This is a genomic window from Peribacillus sp. NPDC097895 (assembly GCF_050277555.1).
Lineage (GTDB): Bacteria > Bacillota > Bacilli > Bacillales > DSM-1321 > Peribacillus.
Map to the genome: position 1 here is coordinate 544831 of NZ_JBNNSH010000001.1, position 17058 is coordinate 561888.

Annotated in this window: 16 protein-coding genes, 1 riboswitch and 1 other annotated feature (1 of these 18 only partly in view); of the genes, 12 read left to right on the forward strand and 4 right to left on the reverse strand. The window is 41.9% G+C overall.

The genetic code is table 11. From position 1 onward, the window contains the following. Positions 1-153, forward strand: a binding site (T-box leader) (it extends 64 nt beyond the left edge of the window). A 66-nt stretch (positions 154-219) separates the two neighbouring features. Further along, a complete protein-coding gene (gene tyrS / locus ACQKMH_RS02535; protein WP_427585935.1) occupies positions 220-1476 on the forward strand; it encodes a tyrosine--tRNA ligase in 1257 nt (418 codons plus the stop codon). Between the two features lie 99 nt (positions 1477-1575). Here tyrS and rpsD read toward each other — a convergent pair whose 3' ends face one another. Further along, a complete protein-coding gene (gene rpsD, locus ACQKMH_RS02540; protein ID WP_057911405.1) occupies positions 1576-2178 on the reverse strand; it encodes a 30S ribosomal protein S4 in 603 nt (200 codons plus the stop codon). Between the two features lie 537 nt (positions 2179-2715). Here rpsD and ACQKMH_RS02545 point away from each other — a divergent pair. Beyond that, on the forward strand, positions 2716-3054 hold the full coding sequence (locus ACQKMH_RS02545; RefSeq protein ID WP_427585937.1) for a hypothetical protein: 339 nt from the start codon (positions 2716-2718) through the stop codon (positions 3052-3054). 32 nt (positions 3055-3086) lie between these two features. Then, positions 3087-3227 carry a diguanylate cyclase domain-containing protein gene (locus ACQKMH_RS02550; RefSeq protein WP_427587488.1) on the forward strand — a complete coding sequence of 47 codons (141 nt, stop codon included), beginning with the start codon at positions 3087-3089 and terminating at the stop codon, positions 3225-3227. 40 nt (positions 3228-3267) lie between these two features. On the opposite strand, the gene ACQKMH_RS02555 is transcribed toward ACQKMH_RS02550, so the two are convergent. Next, complete coding sequence (locus tag ACQKMH_RS02555) at positions 3268-3747, reverse strand: GAF domain-containing protein (protein WP_427585938.1); 480 nt, start codon at positions 3745-3747, stop codon at positions 3268-3270. Positions 3748-3901: 154 nt separating this feature from the next. Here ACQKMH_RS02555 and refZ point away from each other — a divergent pair, with 154 nt between their 5' ends. Continuing rightward, on the forward strand, positions 3902-4558 hold the full coding sequence (gene refZ / locus ACQKMH_RS02560; protein WP_427585939.1) for a forespore capture DNA-binding protein RefZ: 657 nt from the start codon (positions 3902-3904) through the stop codon (positions 4556-4558). Between the two features lies 1 nt (position 4559). Here refZ and hisJ read toward each other — a convergent pair whose 3' ends face one another. After that, complete coding sequence (hisJ, locus tag ACQKMH_RS02565; protein WP_427585940.1) at positions 4560-5363, reverse strand: histidinol-phosphatase HisJ; 804 nt, start codon at positions 5361-5363, stop codon at positions 4560-4562. Positions 5364-5531: 168 nt separating this feature from the next. Here hisJ and ezrA point away from each other — a divergent pair, with 168 nt between their 5' ends. The 7 genes from ezrA to rarD all read left to right on the forward strand — a co-directional run bounded on the left by ezrA (position 5532) and on the right by rarD (position 14589). After that, positions 5532-7226 carry a septation ring formation regulator EzrA gene (gene ezrA / locus ACQKMH_RS02570; RefSeq protein ID WP_427585942.1) on the forward strand — a complete coding sequence of 565 codons (1695 nt, stop codon included), beginning with the start codon at positions 5532-5534 and terminating at the stop codon, positions 7224-7226. A 229-nt stretch (positions 7227-7455) separates the two neighbouring features. Then, positions 7456-8604 (forward strand): cysteine desulfurase family protein, encoded by a 1149-nt coding sequence (locus tag ACQKMH_RS02575; RefSeq protein ID WP_427585943.1) that lies wholly within the window; start codon positions 7456-7458, stop codon positions 8602-8604. Next, the gene (gene thiI, locus ACQKMH_RS02580) at positions 8601-9812 is read left to right on the forward strand and encodes a tRNA uracil 4-sulfurtransferase ThiI (RefSeq protein ID WP_427585944.1); all 1212 of its coding nucleotides are present in this window, start codon (positions 8601-8603) and stop codon (positions 9810-9812) included. The genes ACQKMH_RS02575 and thiI overlap by 4 nt, the downstream gene beginning before the upstream one ends. Positions 9813-9893: 81 nt before the next feature. Continuing rightward, positions 9894-10100, forward strand: a complete 207-nt coding sequence (locus tag ACQKMH_RS02585; RefSeq protein ID WP_034309203.1) for an alpha/beta-type small acid-soluble spore protein — start codon at positions 9894-9896, stop codon at positions 10098-10100. A 138-nt stretch (positions 10101-10238) separates the two neighbouring features. Continuing rightward, positions 10239-11822 (forward strand): acyl-CoA synthetase MbcS, encoded by a 1584-nt coding sequence (gene mbcS / locus ACQKMH_RS02590; RefSeq protein WP_427585945.1) that lies wholly within the window; start codon positions 10239-10241, stop codon positions 11820-11822. A 155-nt stretch (positions 11823-11977) separates the two neighbouring features. Beyond that, positions 11978-13579: an amidohydrolase gene (locus ACQKMH_RS02595; protein WP_427585946.1), complete on the forward strand. Its 1602-nt coding sequence runs from the start codon at positions 11978-11980 to the stop codon at positions 13577-13579. Positions 13580-13659: 80 nt separating this feature from the next. Beyond that, complete coding sequence (rarD, locus tag ACQKMH_RS02600) at positions 13660-14589, forward strand: EamA family transporter RarD (protein WP_427585947.1); 930 nt, start codon at positions 13660-13662, stop codon at positions 14587-14589. A 92-nt stretch (positions 14590-14681) separates the two neighbouring features. Here the strand turns inward: rarD and ACQKMH_RS02605 are convergent, their stop codons facing one another. Further along, positions 14682-15509, reverse strand: a complete 828-nt coding sequence (locus ACQKMH_RS02605) for a protein-glutamine gamma-glutamyltransferase (RefSeq protein ID WP_427585948.1) — start codon at positions 15507-15509, stop codon at positions 14682-14684. Between the two features lie 302 nt (positions 15510-15811). Then, positions 15812-15921: riboswitch (TPP riboswitch) on the forward strand. Between the two features lie 129 nt (positions 15922-16050). Between ACQKMH_RS02605 and ACQKMH_RS02610 the strand changes: the two genes are divergently transcribed. Then, complete coding sequence (locus tag ACQKMH_RS02610) at positions 16051-17055, forward strand: ABC transporter substrate-binding protein (protein WP_427585949.1); 1005 nt, start codon at positions 16051-16053, stop codon at positions 17053-17055. Positions 17056-17058 lie beyond the last annotated feature (3 nt).

The window sequence follows — 17058 nt, forward strand, 5'->3', positions numbered from 1 at the left end:
AAATCGGTACAAATAGTATGATGAATTACTTCCTGGAGCATTTGCTGTGAAATGATTAGTAGCAGTGAACGGTTGACGACCGTTATTCGTCTTGAGCGGAGGGCGTAGTATGTCCTCAAGTTGGGTGGTACCGCGAATTTATTCGTCCCTTCATATTTATGAAGGGGCGTTTTTGTGTGCTTTTTGCGGTTTTTTTCTGAGATGAAGGAGGAATATTAAATGGATTTGCTTAAGGAACTCGAGTGGAGAGGGATTATTTATCAACAAACGGACGAAGAGGGGTTTAAAGACCTTTTAGAAAAAGAGAAAATATCTTTATACTGTGGTGTAGATCCAACTGCGGATAGCATGCACATCGGACATTTACTGCCATTCTTGACATTGCGCCGTTTTCAGCAGCACGGCCATCGTCCCCTTGTGCTAGTAGGCGGTGCGACTGGGCTTATCGGTGATCCAAGCGGTAAAAAAGAGGAACGCCAGCTGCAAACGCTGGAAAAAGTGCTCTATAATGCCGACTGCATTAAAGGACAGCTATCACACATTTTTGAATTCGACGGCGAAAATGGAGCAGTCATGGTCAATAACTATGACTGGTTGGGTAAAATTGATCTCGTCACGTTTCTGCGTGATTATGGAAAATACATCGGCATTAACTACATTTTGGCAAAAGATACAGTTGCTTCTCGCTTGGAAACGGGGATTTCCTTCACTGAATTCACGTATACGATTCTACAAGGGATTGATTTCGAGCATTTATACAGCAATTACAACTGTAAATTGCAAATTGGCGGAAGTGATCAATGGGGCAATATTACGACAGGGCTTGAAATGATTCGGAAGTCCAATGATGAGGATGCAAAAGCATTCGGTATGACGATCCCGCTCGTAACGAAAGCGGATGGAACGAAATTCGGTAAAACGGAAGGCGGAGCGATCTGGCTTGACCCGGAAAAGACGACCCCGTATGAATTTTACCAATTCTGGATTAATACAGCCGATGCTGATGTTGTGAAATACTTGAAATTCTTCACATTCCTATCACGTGAAGTGATTGAAGAGTTGGAGCACTCCGTACAGTCCGAACCGCATTTGCGCAAAGCGCAAAAAGCTTTAGGGGAAGAAATGACCCGTTTGATCCATGGGCAGGAAGCTCTTGACCAGGCAATCAAAATCTCTGCCGCGCTATTCAGCGGTGAGGTGAAAAATTTAAGTGCAACAGAAATTAAATTGGGCTTTAAAGATGTCCCTAGCTTTGAACGTGAAAGCAAGGAAGATATCGGTTTGGTCGATTTAATCGTTGAAGCTAAAATTTCCCCATCGAAGCGTCAAGCCCGTGAAGATATTCAGAATGGGGCAATCTCCATTAATGGAGAGAAAGTGACTGATTTGCAATTTGTAGTGACGGAAGCTGCTAAGATTGAGGGAGAGTTCATCCTCGTTCGTCGCGGAAAGAAAAAATACACATTAGTGAAATGAGTTTTCAAAGCCCGGCTGAGTCAGCCGGGCTTTGTTATGTCTGGAAGTTAAGTTCTGTACACAAAAAAACCCCATCCAAGGATGGGGTTTTTGAAGTTATTAACGAGAGTAGAACTCAACGATAAGCGCTTCGTTAATTTCAGCAGGCAATTCAGAACGTTCTGGTAAACGAGTGAAAGTACCTTCTAATTTCTCAGCATCGAATGTAAGGAAATCAGGTACGAAGTTAGTTGCTTCAACTGATTCTTTGATGATTGAGAAGTTGCGTGATTTTTCACGAACTGCGATTGTTTGTCCAAGAGACACTTTGTAAGAAGGGATGTCTACGCGACGTCCGTCTACAATGATGTGACCGTGGTTAACAAGTTGACGTGCTTGACGACGTGTACGAGCTAAACCAAGACGGTAAACAAGGTTGTCAAGACGTGATTCAAGAAGAACCATGAAGTTTTCACCATGAACACCTTTTAGTTTGCCAGCGCGGTCGAACATTGAACGGAATTGACGTTCAGTGATTCCGTACATGTGACGAAGTTTTTGTTTCTCTTGTAGTTGCATTCCGTATTCAGAAATTTTTCTACGTTGGTTAGGACCATGTTGTCCTGGAGCATAAGGGCGTTTTTCTAATTCTTTACCAGTACCTGTTAGGGAAATTCCTAAACGACGGGATAGTTTCCAGCTTGGGCCAGTATAACGAGCCATAGGATGACTCCTCCTTTAAATGTTTTTATTTTGGTAAAATAAAAACCGTGTGAATGAACGATCATGACCATTTTGTTTTCATGTACCTTCGCCCTAGCAGCAGAGAGTTACGAGATACACCTCTGGTTGGAGGAACAAAATGAGAACATAAAAGCTGTCACATAGGCTGCAATATTTTACACAAGGAGTATTGTATAATATTCTGCTCAATGAGTCAAGGACAGTTGGCTATTAATTAAAAGAAGAGAGAAAAGCTGTATTGAAGCAGATCCTGTAATTTATTAAAAAATACAAGTAACAAGGATGGTTTTTCCATTGTAGACGTTATAATGAAATCATGAGGATGGTTCCCATCTATCATGGGAGTCATTACTATATGTATCGTTCTATCCCGGTTCTTTTGCATCATTTCAAAGTAAGGATATGAGGGAATAGTCAGAAGTTTTCTGAATAATAGGCTGTAATATAGGGATGATGAAGATGAAGAATAAAATAGCTTAGGTGTTAAATGAATTAAGGATGCTCTTCTTTCAACACATGCAAAATAGGCAAGGTGACCTTGATAACGAAATATTTTTGGAGACATTTTTATTCGCTACGAAAGACGTGCTGGGAATGGAAGAGGTTACGTTCTATAAATTTGACGAGTGGAAACAGCAATTCTATAAAGAGGCTTCAACGGGAAACCTTCACGATTCTATCATGCAGGCTCCTGCTCAGGAGTATATTGAAATGATATGGAGAGAACATGAAGATGATGGGGAAGAGCTTGTTCACATTCAGCAAGACGTCCAGGATTTTCAAGTCGTTATCCCACTTTGGGGTAATGGGAAGGTAATTGGGGTGACCGCCTTTACAGAACGGAAAGATAGCTAAAGGATAAAGTGAGAGATCTTTCCAATCCAGGGGTGACGATTTCAGCAGGCGTGTCCCAATGGGTAAAAGGACAATGGGATAGTGTAAAAGAGGTTGTTAAAAGGGCCGATGAAGCTTTATATATGGCGAAGAATTCGGGGAAGGACCGGGTACATGTACATGGAATACGGTAATGGAAAAGGGAGCAGGCATGTGTTGCCGCTCCCTTTCAATTTATAGATGCCTGGAAAGGATTTCAGCGAACTTTTCAAGTCCTTGCTGATCCATTTCGTCAAATCGGTTCGTGATAGGGCTGTCGATATCGAGCACACCGATCAATTTGCCATCCTTCATGAGCGGTATGACAATTTCAGATCGCGATGCTGCATCACAGGCGATATGTCCAGGGAATTGGTGGACGTCCTCGATGCGCAGCGTTTTTTCAGTGGCTGCTGAAGTCCCGCATACGCCCTTACCCATTGGAATGCGGACACAGGCTGGAAGGCCCTGAAAGGGTCCTAAAATTAATTGGTCTTCTTCGTATAAATAGAACCCGACCCAGTTAATCTCATCGAGAAACAGATTCAGTAATGCTGCCGCATTGCTTAAATTAGCTATCCGGTTTGTTTCATCTTCTATTAAGGCAAAAAGTTGTTTTTGGACAAGTTCATAGTTTTTTTCTTTTTTTCCTTGATACATTTCGACATTAAACAAAAGCGTTCACCTGTCTTCCTCATATTTTTACAGCACTTTCCAGTCATGTTGCTTGATTGTTGGGAAATTGTCGAGAACTTACTAAAGGATTCTCTCTATTCCGTGCAGAAATAGTCCACAAGACTTGTCTCAAAGAAAGCGAGGGATTGCCTAAATGAATCGCCAGACGCCAACGAAACAAGCCATTGTGGAAGCTGCATTACACTTATTTCATTTAAAAGGCTATCATGCTACATCCATAAGGGATATTGCGAATAAAGCGAAAGTGAACGCAGCCAATATTGCCTACTATTTTAAAAATAAGCAGGGATTGCTGGAATTCTGTTTCACTTCCTATTTAGAAGAATATATCTTGGTCCTTGAGACGAACATGACGCTGTTGGACCTTAAAGGCCCGCAGCAATGCTTGATGAATCTAGTAAAGGATATTCTCACTTTCCAGAGGGAAAACTTCCTGGCCGCACGGTTCATATATGGGGAATCTTCACTGGATTCCAATTTAAACCGGGAAATTCATTCGACTTATTTTACAAAGGAAAAGTCTTATTTTCAATATATTTTGGAACAAGGGATTAAAAGCAGGAGTTTCCAGCCGGTCTCGATTCCCATGTATATGCTCCAGTTGAAGGGCCTGCTAACGGCTCCTGTCCTGCACACCCATTATGCGATGGATGTTCTTCATGTGTTCCCGCAGGAAGCCTATTACACGAATATATATGCTAATGAGGTCGGACGTTTTCTGCAAGATACACTTTTCAATGCCGAAGACCGTCAGCCGCTGCTAGCTGGTGGGCCAAAAGTGTATACATGAGTTATCCATTGAACTCTGCAATCAATGCCCGATAGCCCTGACCCAAATCTTTAGCCTGATGGGCATCTGAACCATAAATAAGCGGAATTCCTAGATCATGGGCACGTCTAGCGAATCGTTCTGGAGGATAAGGCTCACCGCATAGAGGTTTTACAAGCCCAGCTCCATTATAATCAAGTTCATATTTATTTTCATTGATCATGTCCAACACTTTGTAAACACGCTCGTCAAAACTTAATGCTGGCGGATATCGAAGCTGGAATTTATGGACAAGGGTAATATGCCCAATCCGCTTAGGCTTATAAATGCCTAAATCCGCTTTGATTGATTGTTCTAACGTATCGTAATATTTGGCATATACCGCTTCGACAGATCCTAGTTCATTGGCAATCGCACCAAATTCATTTTCACTGAAGTCAATGCAATGCCAACTATGTTGATGCTTGATGAAGTGGACGGAAAGTATGCTATCATCAAGGAATTCTCCGATGTCATCGAGAAATTCTTTTGTTTCTTTTTCATAACCCTCTATAAAGTCAACCTCAAGACCACTTTTGATCAAGATTTTGTCTTTATAACGTTCTTTCAGTACGCGGAGCTCTTGAAAGTAATCCAGGAGCAGGGCAGCGTCCATACCGCTGTCTTTTTCAGGTGTAGGATCTTGAAAATCTCGTGGCAAAGGAGCATGCTCCGTAAATGTGATTTCCTTTAATCCTAGCTCGATTCCCCGCGTAATATATTCATCGAATTCATCCGTAGAGCCGTGAGGGCAAAACGGAGTATGCACGTGACTGTCAGCTTTCATGGCCATTCCCTCCCAAAAAACAGGTATTTGTAGCAATTTTCTACAAATAATTCATTTTTCTCATCAAAAATTATTGCTAACATGGTATCATAAAAGCATTAAATTTAACATTTTTAAAATTGATATATAATAGAGCAAGACTGTAAGGACTAGAACAGGGGGCTTACCATGGATTACATAATTGGGGTAATTGTATTAATTTTGATTTTCATCATTTGGGGTTATTTTTTCAAAAAAAGATATTTTAAAGAAATCGATCGACTGGAATCCTGGAAAATTAGCATCATGCACCGCCCCGTGCTAGAAGAGCTTTCTAAAGTCAAACAATTGAACATGACAGGTGAAACAGAAGTAATGTTCGAAAACTGGCGCATTGAATGGGACGCTATCATTACGGACCATATGCCTGAAGTCGAAGAGCTTTTATTCGATGCAGAGGAGTTTGTCGATAAATACCGTTTCAGCCGATCAAAAGAGGTACAGCGCAAAATTACAGTCAAGCTCAATGAAATCGAAGAAATGATCAAAAAGATTCTATATGAATTGAATGAACTAGTAGGCAGTGAGGAAAAGAATCGCTTGGAAATCGAGGAAATTAAAGAATCCTACCGCACATTGAAGAAATCATTGCTTGCACACAGACATAATTATGGAAAAGCCGCTGATAAGCTCGAAAACTCCTTGGATGAAGTAGTGCAAATCCTGCAGAAGTATGAAGAAGAGACTGTGAACGGAAATTATTTAAATGCGAGGGAGCTTGTTCTTTCCATAAAGGAAAAACTAGCAGCCCTGTCGGTTAAAATGGAGATGCTTCCAAAATTATTGGTTGATAGTCAATCCGAGCTGCATTCCCAACTTCATGAATTAAAGGATGGGTATGAGGAAATGTCAGGACAGGGGTATCTGTTGAGTCATATCCAATTCGAACAGGAGATATCCAGGCTTGAGAAAGAACTGGATTTATATAAAACACAATTGGAAAATGCCGAAACGGAAGCTGTTGATAAAGGCATTAAAGATATGCGCGAAAGCATTGACGTGCTATATGACCTACTGGAGAAAGAAGTGCTTTCAAAACAGTATATCTTGAAAAATGATGAAGTGCTCAGGAAAACGATAAGTGACCTTGAATACGAAAGTGATAAACTCAAAGTTGAAACGATACATGTTCAACACACCTATCATTTAACAGAAAACGAGCTGGATGCACAAAGAAAAATGGAAAAGCAGATTGCCCAGATTTCGAAACGCCATCAATTGCTTGTCTTGAAGATGGAGGACAATGTGATGGCAAGCTCGCTGATCAGCGAAGAGATGCAAGGACTGGCAGTACAGTTGACAGAATTACAGGAAAATCAGAAAGACTTTGCCGTTAAATTACAGGCTTTAAGGAAAGATGAAATGGATGCCAGGGATTCACTGGCTGAATTGAAACGCAAAATGGTTGATACGGGCCGTTTAATTGCCAAAAGTAATATTCCTGGTCTACCTGAAGAGTATAAAGTGGTGTTATCTGATGCCAAGGAAAGCATGGATGACGTTCAAAGTAAACTTGAAGAAAAACCGCTTGACATGGCAGTTGTTTATATTTATTTAGAAAAAGCGGTTCAACAGGTGAATAAGGTCCACGAAAAAGCACAAGAATTGATCGAACATATGTATTTGGCCGAAAAAGTAATTCAATTCGGCAATCGTTATCGCAGCAGTCACGAAACAGTGGCCGATAGCTTAAGGGAAGCGGAAGCAAAATTTCGCAGCTATGAATATCAAGCTGCACTGGAAACGGCAGCCACGGCCATTGAAAAGGTCGACCCAGGAAGTTTACGGAAAATTGGAGCGAACGTAGAAGAAGTTCTTTCCTGAAAACCCGCCATGGCGGGTTTTTTCTTTTTCCGGACCCTAAATTAGTTTTCTACCAATATATTCGAGTGGGGTGGGAGTGAAGAGTATGCAAGGCTTCTTTCTTACATGACCAGTGTTTTACATTCTCTTTCAAATTCAATTATGTTAATATTAGAAGTTGCAACAGCAACATTTGAAGCGATATTTAGAAGAGTGACCATCATAGATACAAAACATGGAAGGTGAAACCATGATTTATTTTGACAATAGTGCAACAACAAAACCATATCCCGAAGTAATCGAATCGTTCGCAAAGGTTTCTGCGGATTATTTTGGCAACCCTTCTTCGCTGCACGGGCTTGGCGTACAATCCGAAAAGCTTCTTTCTGCTGCAAGAAAGCAGATCGCAGATTTATTAAAGGTGAAGAGCTCGGAAATATATTTCACATCCGGAGGAACGGAAGGGAATAATCTTGCCATTAAAGGAGCCGCCCATTCCCAGGGAAATCGGGGCAAACACATCATCACGACAGCGATTGAACATCCTTCGGTTGAAGATGCATGCGAATCATTGACGAAAATAGGTTACGAAATCACCTATCTGCCTGTGAACGAATTTGGGCAAATTGATTTAACTGATCTTAAGAATGCACTGAGGGAAGATACCATTTTAGTGTCCGTCATGCATGTTAATAATGAGGTTGGCTCCATACAACCGGTAGTTGAAATAGGAAAAGTGTTAAAGCAATACCCACACGTGCTCTTTCATGTCGATAATGTGCAGGGGGCAGGCAAAGTTTCATTATCATTACGTGATGCCCATGTGGATTTATGTACAATTTCAGGACACAAGGTACACGGCTTGAAAGGGACAGGCATCCTTTATATTCGTGAAGGCGTTCGGATCGATCCGCTATTCCACGGTGGAAATCAAGAAACGAAACTCAGAAGCGGCACCGAAAATGTCGCGGGAATCGTCTCTCTTTCGAAGGCTTTTCGTATTAGTATGAACAATCAATTGCAGTATCATGATAAGCTGCAGCAAATCAAACAATATTTATATAAAGGGTTGAACGAAATGGACGGGGTGATGGTTAACACACCTAAGGAGGGTGCACCCCATATTTTGAACTTTTCCGTTCCGGGACTTAAATCAGAGGTATTGCTGCATGCTCTTGAATCGGATGGAATATTTGTTTCGACGACAAGTGCATGTTCTTCGAAAAAAAGGACGGTAAGCAAAACGGTGGATGCGATGTTCCATAATCAAGCCCGTTCCGAAAGTGTCATCCGGATCAGTACTACCTATGGCAATGAGATGGAAGAAGCGAAGCAAGTTCTGGCGGCGATACAGAAAATAGTCGCTAAATTAGAAAAAATAATGAGGGTTGCTAAATGAAATTCGATCATATAATTATTCGTTATGGAGAGATCTCCACGAAAAAGAGAAACCGCAAAGGCTTTGTTGACAAAATGAAGGCGCATATCCGCTGGAGTTTAAAGGATATTGAAGGCGTAGTCCTTACAGCCAACCGGGAGCGGATGTACGTTCTTTTGAACGGGGTGGATCATAAGCCTGTCATAGACCGATTGAAAGGTATTTTTGGGATTCAGTCTTTAAGCCCTGCGATAAAAATCGAGCGTGATTTAGAAGTGATGAAAACGGCAGCGTTATATTACCTTAATCACACGCTTGAAGATGTAAGCACGTTTAAAATCACGACAAAACGCGCGGATAAGGATTTCCCATATAATACCGATGAAATTAACAGGGCACTCGGCGGGCATTTGCTTCGAAATACGGAAGATTTAAAAGTGGATGTAAAGAACCCGGATTTGAACCTGTTGGTTGAAGTAAGACGCGAAGCTGTGTATTTGACGGGTGAAATCATCCAGGGGGCAGGCGGGCTTCCATTCGGGTCGAGCGGAAAGGCAATGCTGATGCTTTCTGGCGGGATTGATAGCCCTGTTGCGGGGTTCCTTTCAATGAAACGCGGATTGGATGTAGAAGCGATCCATTTTTACAGCCCTCCCTTCACAAGTGAGCGTTCTCGTCAAAAGGTCATTGATCTGGCGGGCAAGCTTGCTGAAATAAATGGGAGCATGAAAGTGCATATTGTTCCATTTACGGAAATTCAATTACTGATTCAAAAACAGATTCCGGAAAACTACTCCATGACGACAACTCGTCGTTTGATGATGAAAGTCGCCGATCGAATCCGTGAAAAGGAAGAAGCGATGGCACTCATTACAGGAGAAAGCCTTGGACAGGTAGCGAGCCAGACGATGAGCAGCATGTTTGCCATCAATGAGGTGACGAATACACCGATTCTGCGTCCATTGATCACCATGGATAAAACGGAAATCATCAAAATTGCCAGAGAGCTTGATACTTTTGAAATATCCAATCTGCCGTACGAAGATTGTTGTACGGTCTTTACGCCGGCAAGCCCAAAAACGAAACCAAAACGTGAAAAAGTCAATTTCTATGAAAGCTTTGTCGACTTTGAATCATTGATTGAAAAAGCGGTTTCCGATACCGAAATATTGACGGTTAGACCGGGACATACATTCAATAATGATGAGGCTATGGATGATTTATTTTAATTCCTGTAATTACCAATAAAATTGTGCGAATGAAGCCATGTGTTTTAACACATTCTATAATCACAAGGAGGTGAAAAACACATGGCAAACAACAACAGCTCAAACGAATTATTGGTACCTGGAGTAGAACAAGCTCTACAACAAATGAAATACGAAATTGCAACAGAATTCGGCGTACAACTTGGTGCCGACACAACATCTCGCGCTAACGGTTCAGTTGGTGGAGAAATCACAAAACGCCTTGTTCAAATGGCTGAACAACAATTAGGCGGAGGATTTAACCGTTAATTTAATAAATATGGCTACAGAGAGCAGGTTTATAACCTGCTCTCTTTATTTATTTATTTGTAAAAATACATAGAAATATTAGAGAAGTATCTTGTATAATGAGTAGGTACTAAGAGTTCATAATTGGAGGGGAAGAAAATGAAGCGTGAAGATTTATTAGCTCCGGAACATTACAACTTAGTGAGTGAAATGGAACGTTTTGCAAGAAATCCAGAAAAAGTTGCGGTACTTTGGGAGAACGAATCCGGAGATAAAAAGCAACTTACATATGAAAATTTATTAAAAGGTGCAAATAAAATCGGAAATGCCTTCAAGAAAAAAGGACTGGGAAAAGGGGATACGGTCCTGATCATCATTCCTCGTCTAGTGGAAGCTTATCAGGTTTATTTAGCCGCATTGAAAATAGGCATGATTGTCATTCCTTGCTCCGAAATGCTTCGGGCAAAGGACTTGCAGTATCGTATTAATCACGGTGATGTTAAAGGGATAATCAGTTATCATGAATATACACATGAATTGGATGAAGTAGAGGGGGCGGCAAGCCTTCTGAAATTCTCGATCGGAAAACGAATAGAAAATTGGCTTGATTTGAATGAGCTTGCCGATGCGGAATCGGATCAGCTGTCCATTGCCGCCACGAAGAGTGAGGATATGGCATTCTTATCTTATACTTCCGGAACGACAGGAAACCCAAAAGGGGTCGTCCATACACATGGCTGGGCTTATGCCCATTTGAAAACGTCTGCTGCAAACTGGCTGGGCATCAGTGAAGGGGATGTGGTTTGGGCAACGGCAGGTCCGGGGTGGCAAAAGTGGATTTGGAGTCCGTTCTTGGCTGTTCTTGGAACGGGAGCAACCGGTCTTGCCTATCATGGGAAGTTCGAGGCCAAGAAATATCTTCAGCTTCTGCAGGATTATAAAGTGAATGGGTTATGCTGTACACCAACCGAGTACCGATTGATGGCCAAGGTGGATAACCTTGATGATTATGATTTATCCCATCTTCATAGTGCTGTATCAGCAGGCGAACCATTAAATCAAAAAGTGTTCGAGGTGTTTAAAAACCATTTCCAGATCGAAGTCCGCGATGGATATGGACAAACCGAAAACACTCTTTTGGTAGGTGTCACAAAAGACATGGCAATTAAACTGGGCTCCATGGGCAAACCAACTCCAGGCAACCATGTTGAAATCATTGATGATTCCGGCAATCCTTGCTCTCCAGGTGTAGTGGGGGACATTGCCGTGCACGTCGATACTCCTGCTCTCTTTAAAGAATACTTTAAAGATCCCGAGCGGACATCGAAGCAATTCCGCGGTGATTATTATGTCACCGGCGATCAGGCGAAAAAGGATGAAGATGGTTATTTCTGGTTTGAAGGTCGTTCTGATGATATCATCATCAGCTCAGGCTATACCATTGGACCGTTTGAAGTGGAAGATGCACTCGTTAAGCATCCATATGTGAAAGAGTGTGCGGTTATAGCCAGCCCTGATGAAATAAGGGGGAATGTGGTCAAGGCATTTGTTGTCTTAATGGATGATATCGATCCATCATGCCAGGACTTGATCAAAACCCTCCAATTGCACGTAAAAGAATTGACGGCTCCATATAAATATCCAAGGAAAATCGAATTTTTAGAAGAGCTTCCTAAAACAACATCCGGTAAAATCAAACGGGTGGATTTACGGAAAAGGGAAGAAGCACTCCTTAATAATTGATCGAAAGCATTACCGTCAGCCCCAAAGGCTGGCGTTTTTTTATATAACAGGGGGGATTGCATAAAAGCATAAATATGGGAATTCTTAATTTGAGATGATACACTTACTGCATATCTGTACAGTAACAATCATTTAATAAGGAGTGTAAAGCCGGAATGGGAACGTTATGGTTCAATGGGTCGATTTATACGATGATTAAAGAAAACGATCAAGTGGAGGCAGTCTTCACTGAAAAGGGGGTAATTGTAGATACAGGCAGCCCCGACTATTTAAAAAATGAATATGGAGGCAATATTTCCAGGGAAATCGACTTAAAAGGACAAACGATGCTGCCTGGGTTAGTGGATAGTCACCTCCATTTGGTCGGGCATGGTGAACGATTGCTTCGTCTAGACCTCTCTTTGATGGATAGCAGGGAGTCCATATTGAGTTCCTTGAAGGAAAGATGCGCAATGACACCGGCTGGAAAGTGGATTGTCGCTGAGGGTTGGAATGAAAATGAATGGCCTAGTGCTGAATTGATATTGCGTGATGAGCTTGACGCGATATCGAAAGAGCATCCCATCGTATTGAAAAGAATATGCCGTCATGCCTTGGTGGTTAATTCTTGCGCCCTTTTAGAAGCTAATATTAAAGAGGCTACGAAAGAACCGCCAGGCGGGGTTATCTGCCGTTATCCTGATGGGAGGTTAAATGGTTTATTTAAAGAGAACCAGGCGCAGAACCTTATTTTAGACAGCCTTCCTGGCATTGACCAGGAGTATATCGAAAATGCGCTTACAGAGGCGATACAAGACGCCTATAAGGTAGGATTGACTGGCGGGCATACTGAAGACCTCCATTATTACAATGGCTTCATGCCGACTTATCAGGCGTTTAAATCTGTCATCGAGGACCGGAATAAGGTCTTTCGCGCCAATTTACTCGTCCATCATGGAGCGTTTGAACAGATGCTGGCAGCAGGCGGCCGTTATCAAGAAGGTACGCGATATATCAAATTCGACAGCATGAAGATATTTACTGACGGCTCCTTAGGAGGCCATACAGCCCTGTTGAGCGAACCTTATGTAGATCAAAAAGACACGAATGGCGTGGCGATATTCACCGAAACAGAGCTTCAGGAATGGGTGCAAAAAGCAAGGCAGGCTGGAATGCCGATTGCTGTCCATGCCATTGGCGATCTTGCTTTTGAATATGTCTTGAATGCAATGGAAGCCCTCCCCCCAAAAGAAGGACTGAGGGATCGGCTCATCCATGCACAAATTGTCCGGCCGGAACTGTTGGAGCGGGCGGCAAAACTACCGGTCATCTTTGATATCCAACCAGGTTTCGTACCTTCCGATTTTCCGTGGGTGGAAGAAAAGGTTCCAGCAAATCTATTGGAATCCTCCTACGCCTGGAAAACATATTTGAATATGGGAATTATTTGTGCGGGAGGGTCAGATGCTCCGATTGAGCCGTTAAATCCAATTTTGGGCATTCATGCTGCTGTCACAAGGACGAAAATCAACAGTGAGGATGGCCATGTATATGGCTTGGATGAAAGACTTTCCGTATATGAGGCATTCGTACTTTATACAAAAGGGAGTGCAGCAGCAATAGGCCAAGAAAAACGTCGCGGTCAAATCATTAAAGGGTATGATGCGGATTTTACCGTTTTTGATCTGGATGTCTTTGCAGTTAAGCCAGATGATCTTCTAAAAGCTGAGGCGGTCATGACGATCATTGATGACAGAGTCGTGTATGATAAAAATTAACAGTTGCAAAAAAAGAAATGGATATGCAAAATAGTTAGATGGATTTCGATAAATGATTGTAATTGGAAAGAAGGCAGGTTATGAAAGTGGATGAACAAAAAGAAGGGGCAATTTATGCCGCCCTTTCTTATATGATGTGGGGACTTGTTCCAGTTTACTGGAAGTTTCTTCAGGGAGTCGGTGCAACAGAGATTTTAGCGCAGAGGGTATTATGGTCTTTCGTCTTCATGCTGGTTTTATTGATGTTCATGAAAAAATGGCAATCGTTCGTGGATTATGTCAAAAACATATTGGGTAATCCAAAACTCTTTGCGGCATTACTTACGGCATCACTGCTCGTTACAGCCAATTGGGGAGTGTTCATCTGGGCCGTTAATTCAGGACGGATCCTTGACACGAGCCTAGGTTATTATATCAATCCGCTAGTCAGTGTATTATTGGGAGTGATTGTCTTAAAAGAAAAATTGAGCGGAGCCCAGATCTTTTCGTTCCTGCTTGCAGGAATCGGAGTCTTGATCCTTGGCATTCATTTCGGCACCATTCCTTGGGTCTCTCTCGTCTTGGCCATGACCTTTGGATTATATGGTTTGGCAAAAAAAATGATCAAGGCCGAATCAGCGATAGGGCTGACGCTCGAAACGATGATGGTAACGCCTCTGGCCCTGGGTTACCTCATATATTTGATGACGAAATCAGACATGCAATTCTTTACAGCGGGAAGCACAGGCTTGCTGTTGGTCGGCGGTGGGATTGTCACGGCTTTACCTCTTTTATATTTTGCGAAGGGGGCGGAGAAAATCCCGCTATCGATGCTTGGCATTTTTCAATATATCGCTCCGACCTTATCCTTATTGATCGGTGTATTCGTTTATCACGAGAGTTTTACCAAAGCACATCTTTTAGCCTTTTTGTTCATATGGTCAGCCTTGGCCGTTTATACGCTATCCATTACGAAATGGGGGCAGGCAAGTGCCCGCAGGTTTAAAGGTAAAAGGAATATTGGTGCTTGAATAAGAAAAAATGCTTGGGAGTTTTCTCCCCAAGCATTTTTTTATGCCGGTATTTAATAAAACGGTTTTACGGCATAGGGGAAATGCCAGGGTCATGAAAGGTACATATTCGAACCTATTTCAGAAACAATACAATTGGAAAGGCTGACAGGACTGTGATCGGGCTTTGCACGGGGAGTATTTTGTTGGAATTGTCTATAGTAGGAACTATCCAGAAAAATGATATGATCTGTCAGGAATGCTGATATGGTGGCGTACGGCTTTCTATTGCTATTCAATTCATCGATGATTCCCTGTGAATTGGTAATTCCGATCCCGTGGCCATAAAAGAGGTTAGTTCCTAATAATATGGCATTTTCACCTTGCCATTCAGGCTTTGCCTCATCGTGATCAGGGTTTTTGAAGTAAACGCAATCACCTGGTGAATAATCCCTTCCTTTGTGAACGATGAGAGCCATATTTTGTGGAGGGTGCCAGTCATATAAAAAAAGGTCTGAAAAAAGGTTGTCGAAATTCCTAGGGCCAATTAAATCCAAAATGGCCTTTAAAAAAGTGACGACCATTGCTGTCCCGCATTCGAAAGCATAAAGCCTTCCATTTATGAAAATGTCAACGAGTGCAGCATGAGGGAGAATCCCTGGCTGAAGGGTAAAGGTGCCATCCTTTGAAAGGCTCCAATATTGTTTATTGCTTCCCGATTCCTCAAGTGTGGAAAATTCTGCACCACTTTTATCCAACGCAATAGCTGCCGCAATGACTCGATTCCTCAGTTGTATCTCGAAATTAAACTCTCCAAAGTTCCGGTATTCAAAAACGTTAGAATCTTCCGCCAGTAATTGGACAATTTCAGGCGATTTAGCAGATGCTATTCCTGGTTGGATTTGACTGACATCTAACCATTTGTGATTAATCTTTATCATGATCATATCCACCTTTTGCTTATGAAATTAACGGTTTATAAAACCGGTAAACAAAAATGTCTACATGTAATGCTCATTATATGAATGCAAGCTTTAAATTGACTATTTGGAACGTTTCAGCTGCCGTTTCAGCCGAGAATGATCGGAATGAAAAGAGGCAGTATTTTTTTGCTTTCATTCCAAAAGATGTTTTGCTAGATAACCTAAACTGCTAGGAAACCTTTCCAATTAGAGAGAAGAAGCAAATTAGTATTCCCTTTTCGGCATGAATTGATATAATGAGAGAGAAAAGTTCATATGTGCGAGAAATGTAGGGGGGCCGGTATTGCTGGCTGAGATTGCGTCCTTTAGATGCTGACTCTTTGAACCTGATCTGGATGATGCCAGCGGAGGGAACATACATATTATTACTGACTTTCTGTTTTGTATGTTAACGTCCGAATTCATCTTCGGGCGTTTTTTGTTTTTTATTTGAAGAGAACCTGGCGCCCGTTATAGTTCCGGCATATCGATCTTATATAATGTGTAGGAGGATAAAGTCTTGAATAAATTTTTGCCACTGTTAGCTTCGTTGTTCCTTTTAGCTGGATGCGGTGCAGGCGGAACGAATGAAAAAGAGGAAGCATCTAAAAATGAAGACAATAAAGAATTAAAAAAAGTATCGGTCGTGCTCGATTGGACCCCGAATACAAACCATACAGGATTGTATGTAGCGAAGGAAAAAGGATATTTTAAAGAACAAGGACTGGATGTAGAAATTATCATGCCTGGTGAAGCTGGAGCTGATAAGCTTGTGGCTTCAGGGAAATCTGAATTTGGCGTAGGCTACCAGGAGGGCATCACGCAGGCTCGCGTACAGGGCGTGCCAATAGTTTCGCTAGCTGCCGTCATCCAGCATAATACCTCAGGTTTCGCTTCCCCTGAGGCAAAAAACATTAAAACTCCCAAGGATTTTGAAGGGAAAACGTATGGTGGCTGGGGTTCTCCAGTTGAAAAGGCCATTCTTGATTCACTCATGAAAAAAGATAATGCGGATGTAAATAAAGTGGATATTGTGAACACAGGGGACACAGATTTTTTCACTTCAGTTAAAAGGGATATAGATTTCGCCTGGATTTATTATGGGTGGACAGGTATCGAGGCCGAGTTGAGAAATGAAAAGCTGAATATGGTTTACTTAACCGAATACTCTGATAAGCTTGATTACTATACGCCTGTATTGACCACAAATGAAAAGATGATTAAAGAAGATCCTGAAACCGTTAAAGCATTCGTTCATGCAGCTTCGAAAGGGTACCAGTTTGCGATTAAGAATCCCGATGATGCAGCAGACATGTTAATTAAGGCTGCACCGGATCTTGATGCTAAACTAGTGAAGAAAAGCCAGGAGTGGCTTGCAACCAAGTATCAGGATGATGCTCCGCGTTGGGGTGAACAAAAGCTTGAAATTTGGAAGAATTACAGTGATTGGATGACTGAAAATAAGCTTCTCGAAGGTGATTTCGATCCTGAAAAGGCATTTACCAATGAATTTTTACCAAAATAGGAG